Genomic DNA, 10,809 nt, shown 5'->3' on the forward strand with positions numbered 1-10,809 from the left:
ACACGTGCAGTGACGAGCAGCGAGACTCCCCCGCCCGGCGGCGACAAGGTCGTCGAGACCCTCAAGTGGATGGCACACGAACTCGACGCGACCAAGCGCCAGTTGGCTCAGCTGGAGGCCGGCCGGTCGGAGCCGGTCGCGATCGTCGGCATGGGCTGCCGGTTCCCCGGGGACGCCGACTCCCCCGACGGGTTGTGGCGGCTGCTGGCCGAGGGCCGGGACGCGATCGGGCCGCTGCCCGCCGACCGGGGCTGGGACCTGGAGGCGCTGTACGACCCGGACCCGGCCGCACCCGGCACGGCGTACGTCCGCGAGGGCGGCTTCCTGGGCACGGCGGGCGACTTCGACGCGGGCTTCTTCGAGATCTCGCCCCGTGAGGCGCTCGCCATGGACCCGCAGCAGCGGCTGCTGCTGGAAGTCGCCTGGGAGACGCTGGAGGACGCGGCGATCGCCCCCTCGGCGCTGCACGGCAGCGGCACCGGCGTGTTCGTCGGCACCAACGGCCAGGACTACGTGCCGCCGATGATGGACGGGGTCGCCGAACTCGGCGGCTATCTCGGCACCGGCTCCACCCAGAGCGTGCTGTCCGGCCGGCTCGCGTACGCGCTGGGGCTGGAGGGGCCCGCGGTCACCGTGGACACCGCGTGCTCGGCGTCCCTGGTGGCGTTGCACCAGGCAGTGCGGGCGCTGCGCGGCGGTGAGTGCGAGCTGGCGCTGGCGGGCGGTGCCACGGTGATGTCGAGCCCGTGGACGCTGGTGGAGTTCTCCCGGCAGCGCGGACTGGCGCCGGACGGCCGCTGCAAGACGTTCTCGGACCGTGCCGACGGCACCGCGGTGTCGGAGGGCGTGGGTCTGCTGCTCCTGGAGCGCCTGTCGGACGCCCGCCGCAACGGGCACCGGGTCCTCGCGGTGGTACGGGGCTCGGCCGTCAACCAGGACGGCGCCTCCAACGGCCTGACCGCGCCCAGCGGCACCGCGCAGCAGCGGGTGATCCGGGCCGCGCTCAAGGACGCGGGCCTGGCCCCGGCCGACGTGGACGCCGTCGAGGCGCACGGCACCGGCACCCGGCTCGGCGACCCCATCGAGGTGGACGCGCTGCTCGCGACGTACGGCAGGGGCCGGGATGCCGGGCGGCCGCTGTGGCTCGGCTCGGTCAAGTCCAACCTCGGGCACACCCAGGCCGCCGCCGGGGTCGCCGGGGTCATCAAGACGGTGCTCGCGCTGCGTCACGGCGTCCTGCCGCGCACCCTGCACGCCGCCCCGCCGACCGCGCACGTCGACTGGGACACCGCCGGTGTCCGGCTGCTCCTCGACGAGCGGCGCTGGCCGCGCACGGACCGGCCGCGCCGGGCGGCGGTCTCGTCCTTCGGGATCAGCGGCACGAACGCGCATGTCCTGCTGGAGGAGGCCGAACCGACGGAGGACGTCCGGCCCGTGGAGGCGGGTACCCCGTCCGTCCGCCCGGTCCTGCTCGACGCCCGTACCCCCGACGCGCTGCGCGGCCAGGCGGCCCGGCTCGCCGGCCATGTGCGCGCCCACCCCGGGCTCCGCCCGCTGGACCTCGGCTGGTCGACGGTCACCACCCGGGCCCGGATGCGGCACCGCGCGCTCGTCGTCGCGGCCGGCACCGAGGACCTGCTCGCCGGGCTGGACGCCCTCGCCGAGGGCACCCCGGGCGCGGGCGTCGTACGCGGCGATACGGCCGAACAGCCTTCGCTCACCTTTCTGTTCACCGGCCAGGGCGCCCAGTACGTCGGCATGGCACGGCAGTTGTGCGACGAGTTCCCCGTGTTCGCCGCCGCCCTCGACGAGGTCTGCGCGCACCTCGATCCGCTGCTCGAACTCCCGCTGCGGCCGGTCCTGTTCGGTGACGCGGCGGCCCTGGACCGGACGGCGTTCACCCAGCCCGCCCTGTTCGCCGTCGAGACGGCGCTGTTCCGGCTGGTGGAGTCGTGGGGTGTGGTGCCGGACCGGCTGGTCGGGCACTCCATCGGCGAGCTGGCCGCCGCCCATGTGGCCGGGGTGCTGTCGCTGCCCGACGCGTGCGCGCTGGTCGCCGCGCGCGGCCGGGTGATGGACCGGCTGCCCGCGGGCGGGGTGATGATCTCGGTGCGGGCGGGCGAGGCCGAGGTCGCCGAGCTGCTGACGCCGGGCGTGGGCATCGCGGCCGTCAACGGGCCGCGGTCCGTCGTCCTGTCGGGTGCGGCGGAGGAGACCGAGGCGGTCGCCCGCGCACTCGCCGAGCGCGGGCACAAGACCCGGCGGCTCCAGGTCAGCCACGCCTTCCACTCGGCCCTGATGGAGCCGGCCATGCCGGAGTTCCGGGAGGTGGCGGCCCGCGTCACCTACCACGAGCCGCGCGTCCCGCTGGTCTCGGCGCTCACCGGCCGGCTCGTCGGACCGGGTGAGGTGACCGCTCCCGAGTACTGGGTACGGCATCTGCGCGAGCCGGTCCGGTTCCTGGACGCGGTGCGGGCCGCCGAGGCGGACGGCGGACGGGTCTTCCTGGAGCTGGGCCCCGACGGGGTGCTCGCGTCGATGGCGGCGGACTGCCTGGCCGACCGCGCGGCGGCGGTCCTCGCCCCGACCCTGCGCAAGGACCGCCCCGACACCCGCTCCCTGCTCCTCGGGCTGGGCCAGGCGCACTCGGCCGGTGTGGCCGTGGACTGGGACGCGGTGTTCGCCGGTACGGGCGCGGTGCGGGTGCCGCTGCCGACGTACGCCTTCGAGCACCGGCGGTACTGGCTGGCGGCGGGCCGCTCCTTCGACGGTACGGCGGCCCCCGTGGAGCTCGCCGAGACCCGGCCGGACGCCCCGCGGGCCCGGCTGGAGACGCTGGACCTGGTCCGCTCCGCCACCGCCGCCGTCCTCGGCCACGCGTCGCGGGAGGCGGTGGCGGCCGACCGCCCGTTCTCCAAGCTGGGCGTGACCTCGGTCGGCGCGGTCGAGCTCTGTGCCGAACTGCGGGCGGCCACCGGGCTGTCCGTGCCCGCGTCGGCCGTCTTCGACCACCCCACCCCGCGGGCGCTCGCCGCGCAGCTGGACCAGGAGGGCCGGGGCGAACCGGCTCAGCCGTCCGCCCCGGCCCGGTCGCGTCCGAGGCGCAAGCCCGACGAGCCGGTCGCGATCATCGGCATGGGCTGCCGGTTCCCGGGCGGGGTCACCAGCCCCGAGGACCTGTGGCGGCTGGTGGCCGACGAGCGGGACGTCCTGGGCGGCTTCCCCGGCAACCGGGGCTGGAACCTGGAGGAGTTGTTCGCCCCGGGCGGCGACCCGGGGACCTCGACCGAGGCGCGGGAGAGCGGATTCCTGCACGAGGCGGGTGAGTTCGACCCGGCGTTCTTCGGGATCTCGCCGCGCGAGGCGCTCGCCATGGACCCGCAGCACCGGCTGCTCCTGGAGACGGCCTGGGAGGCGATGGAGCGGGCCGGTCTCGACCCGGCCGCGCTGCGCGGCAGCCGTACCGGGGTGTTCGCGGGGCTGGTCGGGCACGACTACCTGCTCGGCCCGGAGCGGATGCCGGACGACCTGGTGCCGTACTTCGCGACGGGCATCGGCGGGTCGATCGCCACCGGCCGGATCTCCTACACCTTCGGTTTCGAGGGCCCGGCGGTGACCGTGGACACGGCGTGCTCGTCGGCGCTGGTCGCGCTGCACCAGGCGGTGCGGGCGCTGCGCGCCGGGGAGTGCGATCTGGCGCTGGCCGGGGCGGCGACGGTGATGGCGACGCCCGGCGCGTTCGTGGGGTTCTCCGGGCAGGGGCTGATGGCGCCGGACGCGCGCAGCAAGTCCTTCGCGGAGGCGGCCGACGGCACCATGTGGTCCGAGGGCGTCGGCATGCTGCTCGTGGAGCGGCTGTCGGACGCGCTGCGGGCGGGGCACCGGGTGCTGGCCGTCGTACGCGGCACGGCGGTCAACCAGGACGGCGCCTCCAACGGGCTCACGGCGCCCAACGGCACCGCCCAGCAGCGGGTGATCCGGGCCGCGCTCGACGACGCGGGCCTGGCCCCGGCCGACGTGGACGCCGTCGAGGCGCACGGCACCGGTACCCGGCTCGGCGACCCCATCGAGGCGCACGCGCTGATGGCGACCTACGGGAAGGACCGGTCCGAGGACCGGCCGCTGCGGCTCGGCTCGATCAAGTCGAACATCGGGCACACCCAGGGCGCGGCGGGCGTGGCCGGGGTGATCAAGACGGTGATGGCGCTGCGGCACGGGCTGCTGCCGCGGTCCCTGCACGTGGACCGGCCGTCGTCGCGGATCGACTGGTCGCTGGGCGCGGTGCGGCTGCTGACCGAGGCCGAGGTGTGGCCGGCGGTGGACCGACCGCGCCGGGCTGGGGTATCGGCGTTCGGGGCGAGCGGCACCAACGCGCATGTGATCCTCGAACAGGCCCCGCCCGCGCCCGTGGTGGACGAGCCGCGGCTGCCGCTGCCGGTCACCCCGCTGGTGCTGTCCGGGCACACCCCGGCGGCGCTGCGCGGCCAGGCGGCCCGGCTGGCCGGACTGCTGGCGGCCGAGGACGCTCCGGAACTGACCGACGTCGCCTGGTCGTTGGTGGCGACCCGGACGGCGCTCGCGCACCGCGCGGTGGTCCTCGCCGCCGGTCCGCGGGAGGCCCGTGCCGGGCTCGCGGCGCTGGCGGCGGGCGAGGAGGCGCCGCACGTGGTCACCGGGGCGCCGACCGGTGCGGAGGCGGTGTTCGTGTTCCCCGGGCAGGGCTCGCAGTGGGTGGGCATGGCCTCGGCGCTGCTGGACCGCTCCGAGGTGTTCCGGGACGCGTTCGCGGACTGCGAGCGGGCCTTCGCCGACCTGGTCGGCTGGTCGGTGACGGGCGCGATGGCCGGGGAACCGGACGCGCCGTCGCTGGAACGGCTGGACGTGGTGCAGCCGGTGCTGTTCTCGGTCATGGTCGCGCTCGCCCGCACCTGGCAGGCGGCCGGGGTGCGGCCGGCGGCGGTCGTGGGCCACTCCCAGGGTGAGATCGCCGCCGCGCATGTGGCGGGCGCCCTGTCGCTGGAGGACGCGGCCCGGGTGGTGGCGCTGCGCAGCCGGCTGATCGTGGACGTGGTGGGCCTGGGCGCGATGGCCGGGGTGTCCAAGTCCCCGGAGTGGGTCGCGGCCCGACTCGGCCCGTGGGAGGCGGAGTTGAGCGTCGGTGTCGTCAACGGGCCGGAGTCGGTGGTGGTCACCGGCGATGTGACGGCCCTGGAGGAGTTCCTCGTGGTGGCCGAGGCCGAGGGCGCGCAGGTGCGCCGGGTGCGCGGCGCGGTGGCCCCGGGCCACGCCCCGCAGATGGCCCGGCTGCGCGAACAACTCCTTGACGCACTGGCAGAGTTGACCCCGCAGGAGGGCACGGTCCCGCTGTGCTCGACGGTCACCGGGGAACTCCTGGACACCGCCGGGATGTCGGCCGCGTACTGGTACCGCAACGCGCGTGAGCCGGTGCAGTTCGAGAAGGCCGTACGGCATCTGCTGGACCGGGGCCACCGGGTGTTCCTGGAGATGAGCCCGCACCCGCTGCTGCTGGGCCCGATATCCGACATCGCCGCGTCCCAGGACGCGCCGGTCGCCGCGCTGGGCACCCTGCGCCGCGAGGACGGCGGCCCGGAGCGCACCGCGCGCGCCCTGGCGGACGCCTGGGCGCACGGCGTGGACGTGGACTGGACGGCCGCCGTGTTCGACGGGGTCGGCGCCCGCCGGGTCGACCTGCCGACGTACGCGTTCCAGCGGGAGCACTACTGGCTGGAGCCGCTGTCCGGTCCGGTGGGCGCCGGAGTGCGCGGCACCGGGCATCCCCTGCTCGACGCCAGTGTCGAACTCGCCGACGGCGGCTCACTGCTGACGGGCCGTCTGACCCGGCGGGCGCTGCCCTGGCTGGACGACCACGCGGTGGCCGGGGTGGCGATCCTGCCCGGTGCCGCCTTCGTGGAACTGGCGGTGCGGGCGGGTGACGCGGTGGGCTGCGCGGCCGTGGAGGATCTGGCGCTGCAGCGCCCGCTGGTGATTCCGGCGCGGGGCAGGACGGTCGTCCAAGTCATGGTCGACGCACCGGACGGCTCCGGGCGGCGCGCGGTACGCGTCCACTCGCGTCCGGACGCCGACGAGGAGTCCCCGTGGACCCAGCACGCCGAGGGCGTCCTGGCCCCGGCCGGAGCGGCACCCGAACCGCTCGCCGACTGGCCCCCGCGGGACGCCGAACCCCTGCCGGCCGAGGACGCCTACGAGCGCATCGCCGCCGTCGGCATCGACTACGGCCCCGCCTTCCGCGGCCTGACCGCCGCCTGGCGGCGCGGCGACGAACTCCTCGCCCGGGTACGGCTCCCGCAGCCGGAGGCGAAGAACGCCACGGAGTACGGCATCCACCCGGCGCTCCTGGACGCGGCCCTGCACGTCGTCGTCCTGGACGGCCTGGAGAACAGCGGCCAACTCGCCTTCAGCTGGAGCGGGGTCACCCTGCACGCGCGGGGCGCCACCGAGCTGCGGGTCCGGGTGGTACGGCTCGGCGACGGCTCCTTCGGCTTCCACCTGTACGACGGTGCCGGGCAGCCGGTGCTCACCGCCGAGTCCGTCGCCGTACGCCCCATGACGGCCGCCGATCTGACCGCGACCCGCTCCGCCACGGAGAACTCCCTGTTCCGCCTGGACTGGACGCCGCTGCCGCCGGGCGAGACCACCGCCGCCCGCTGGGCGGTGCTGGGCAAGCGGTGCGAGGCCGTGTGGCCGGCCGAGGTGGACTCCCGCCGGCACTACGCCGACCTGACCGCGCTGGCCACGGCCGTGGACGGGGGCGCCCCGGTACCGGAAGCGGTGCTGGTGGCCGGCGCGGGCGGCGAGCCCGGGGGCCGGCAAGTGCTGCTGGACGCGCTGGAGTTGTGCCGGGCGTGGACGGCGGACGAGCGCTGGGCGGAGGCACGGCTGGTGTTCCTCACCCGGGGCGCGGTGGCGGCAGGCGACCTGGACGCGCCCACCGATCTGGCGCACGCCCCGCTGTGGGGCCTGGTCCGCTCGGCGCAGCAGGAGCAGCCCGACCGGTTCGTGCTGCTGGACAGCGACACGGCCGAGGTCCCGACGGTGGTGCTGGCGGCGGCCCTTGGCTCGGGCGAGCCCCAACTCGCCCTGCGGGAAGGCGCCCTGCGCGTCGCACGGCTGGCGCGGGCGACCGCCACTGCCGACGCCCCCGCACACCGCCCGCTCGACCCGGAGGGCACGGTCCTCATCACCGGCGGCACCGGCACCCTCGGCGCCATCCTCGCCCGCCATCTGGTGACCCGGCACGGCGTACGCCATCTGCTGCTCACCGGCCGCCGGGGCGCCGACGCCCCCAACGCGGCAGCACTCGTGGACGAGTTGACGCGCGCCGGGGCCACGGTCACGGCCGCCGCCTGCGACGTGTCCGACCCCGACGCCCTGGCCCGGCTCCTGGCACAGATACCCGAACTCCACCCGCTCACGGGCGTGTTCCACCTGGCGGGCGTCCTCGCCGACGGGGCCCTCGGCTCGCTCACCCCGGACCACGTCGACACCGTGCTGCGGACGAAGGCGGACGCCGCCTGGCAGCTGCACCACCTCACCCGCGACGCCGACCTGGCCGCGTTCGTCCTGTACTCCTCCATGGCCGGCACCTTCGGCGGCGCCGGCCAGGCCAACTACGGTGCGGCCAACTCCTTCCTGGACGCCCTCGCCCGGCACCGCCGGTCCCTGGGCCTGCCCGGCCTGTCCGTCTCCTGGGGACTGTGGCAGGACCGCTCGGAGATGGGCGCCGGGCTCACCGACCAGGACCTGGCCCGCCGGATGGCCCGCTCCGGCACCCGCAGCCTGACCGCCGAGCAGGGCACCGCCCTGCTGGACGCGGCCCTCGACGGCCCCGACGCCCATCTGGTCGCCGCCCGCTTCGACTTCCCCACCCTGCGGGCCCAGGCCGGCGACGGCACGCTCCCCGCGCTGCTGCGCGGCCTGGTACGGGCCGGCCGGCGCAGCGCGGGCGCCGCCGACCAGACCGGCCTGCGCGAACGGCTCGCCGCGCGCGGCCCCGCCGAACGCGCCGCCGGCCTCCTGGACGCCGTACGCACCACCGTCGCCCTCGTCCTCGGGCACGGCTCCGCCGACCAGGTCGACGACGGCCGCGCCTTCCGTGAACTCGGCCTGGACTCACTGACCGCGGTGGACCTGCGCAACCGGCTGTCCGCGCTCAGCGGCCTGAAACTCCCGGCCACCCTCGCCTTCGACCACCCCTCCCCGCGGGCCATCGCCGAGTTCCTCGACGAGAAGCTGTTCGGCACCCCGGTCGAGGTCACCCCACCGGTCCTCACCGACCTGGACCGGCTGGAACTCGCCCTGCTCGGCGCCGACACCTCCGACCCGGCGCTGCGGGCGAAGGTCACCATGCGGCTGCACTCCCTGGTGGCCCGGTGGAGCGACGGCGACGCCCCGGCCGCGGCCGACGGCCCCGACCTCGGCCTGGAGGACGCCTCGGTCGACCAACTCCTCTCCTTCATCGACGACATGGGCACCTTCTGACCTTCAGAAAGGGACGCGTTCCGTGGAAGACACGCGGATCATCGAGTACTTGAAGCGGGTGACGGCCGATCTGCACCGGGCCCGCGCCCGGCTCCTGGAGCTGGAGTCGGGACGGCAGGAGCCCGTCGCGATCGTCTCGGGCGCCTGCCGCTTCCCCGGCGGCATCGACTCGCCCGAGGACCTGTGGCGCGCGGTCGTCGAGGAACGCGACCTGATCTCCGCGATGCCCGCCGACCGCGGCTGGGACATCGACGAGCTGTACGACCCCGACCCGGACGCCGTCGGCCACATCTACGTCAAGGAGGGCGGCTTCCTCCAGGACGCGGCCGGCTTCGACGCCGCCCTGTTCGGCATCCCGCCCCGCGAGGCCCTCTCGATGGACCCGCAGCAGCGGCTGCTCCTGGAGACGACCTGGGAGACGTTCGAACGCGCGGGCCTCGACCCGCTCGGCCTCGCCGGTTCCCGTACCGGTGTGTTCATCGGGATCCTCTCGCACGACCACGGCACCCGGCTGACGCCCGCGCCCGAGGGCTTCGAGGGCATGATCGGCGCCGGTACGGCGGGCAGCATCGCCTCCGGCCGGCTGTCGTACGTCTTCGGCCTGGAGGGACCGGCCCTGACCATCGACACCGCCTGCTCGTCGTCGCTGGTCGCGCTGCACCTGGCCGTCCAGTCGCTGCGCGTCGGCGAGTGCGACCTCGCGGTGGCGGGCGGTGCCACCGTGATGTCGACGGTCGAGTCCTTCGTCGAGTTCTCCCGGCAGCGCGGGCTCGCCCCCGACGCCCGCATCAAGGCGTTCGACGACGCGGCGGACGGCTCCTCCTGGAGCGAGGGCGTGGGCACCCTGCTGGTGGAACGCCTCTCCGACGCCCGCCGCAACGGCCATCCCGTCCTCGCCGTGATCCGCGGTACGGCCGTCAACCAGGACGGCGCCTCCAACGGGCTCACCGCGCCCAACGGCCGTTCCCAGGCCCGCCTCCTGCGCACCGCGCTCGACCACGCCCACCTCACCCCGGCCGACGTGGACGTGGTCGAGGCGCACGGCACCGGCACCCGGCTCGGCGACCCCATCGAGGCCCAGGCCCTCCTCGCGACCTACGGCCAGAACCGCACCAGCCCACTCCACCTCGGCTCCGTCAAGACCAACATCGGGCACACCCAGGCCGCCGCCGGGGTCGCGGGCGTCCTCAAGATGATCTGGGCGATGCGCGAGGGCCTGCTCCCGCGCAGCCTCCACCTCGGCACACCCACCAGCCAGGTCGACTGGACCGAGGGCGCCATCCGCCTCCTCGACCGCGCCCTTCCCTGGCCGGAGGCCGACCGGCCGCGCCGGGCCGGGATCTCGTCGTTCGGGATCAGCGGGACCAACGCCCACATCATCCTGGAGCAGCCGGAGAACCCCGAGCCGCCCGCCGCCGAGGAGCCGCCCGCCCGCCTGCCCCTGCTGCTGTCCGCCGCGAGCACCGAGGCATTGGCCGCGCTGGGCGGACGTCTCGCGGAACGCCTGGAGTCCGACCCCGAGCTTGAACTCGCGGCCACCGCACACGCGTTGGTGACGACCCGCGCACTGCTCCCGCACCGGGCGGTCGTGGTCGCCGACGACCGCGAGACCGCCATCAGCGGCCTGCGGGCGCTGGCCGAGGACCGGCCCGCCCCACAGCTCATCGCCGGAGAGGCCGGCCCCACGGGCCGGGGCCCCGTCTTCGTCTTTCCGGGGCAGGGCTCGCAATGGGCGGGCATGGGACGCGACCTGTACGAGGATGCCCCCGCCTTCCGCGCATCGCTCGACGCCTGCGCCCAAGCCCTCGACCCCCTCACCGGCTGGCCCCTCATCGACACCCTCACCAGCACCGACGAGGGATGGCTGGACCGGGTCGACATGGTCCAACCCGCCCTCTTCGCCATCATGACCAGCCTCGCCCGCCTCTGGACCGCCAACGGCATCACACCATCCGCCGTCATCGGGCACTCCCAAGGCGAGATCGCCGCCGCCCACATCGCCGGAATCCTGACGCTGGAGGACGCGGCACGCATCGTCGCCATCCGCTCCACCGCCATGCGCCACCTCTCCGGCCACGGCGGCATGGCCACCATCAACACCAACACCGACCAGGTACAGCAACACCTCACCGGCCTCGACGCCACCATCGCCGCCCACAACTCCCCCACCACCACCGTCGTCTCAGGCACCCCCCAAGCCCTCGACCAACTCACCCAAACCTGCACCGCACAAGGCATCCGCGTCCGCCGCGTCCACGTCGACTACGCCTCCCACTCCCCCCAAGTCGA

General features: G+C 75.3%; 1 protein-coding gene and 1 pseudogene. Both read left to right on the forward strand.

Annotated elements, in window-relative coordinates; genetic code table 11:
* The first annotated feature begins 9 nt into the window (after nucleotides 1–9).
* Nucleotides 10–8,520 carry a type I polyketide synthase gene (locus ACIPSJ_RS23975; RefSeq protein ID WP_401348642.1) on the forward strand — a complete coding sequence of 2,837 codons (8,511 nt, stop codon included), beginning with the start codon at nucleotides 10–12 and terminating at the stop codon, nucleotides 8,518–8,520.
* A gap of 61 nt (nucleotides 8,521–8,581) precedes the next feature.
* A pseudogene (locus ACIPSJ_RS23980) lies at nucleotides 8,582–10,809 on the forward strand (type I polyketide synthase); the annotation flags it as partial.

This window comes from Streptomyces sp. NPDC090088 (genome assembly GCF_044747345.1).
Lineage (GTDB): Bacteria > Actinomycetota > Actinomycetes > Streptomycetales > Streptomycetaceae > Streptomyces.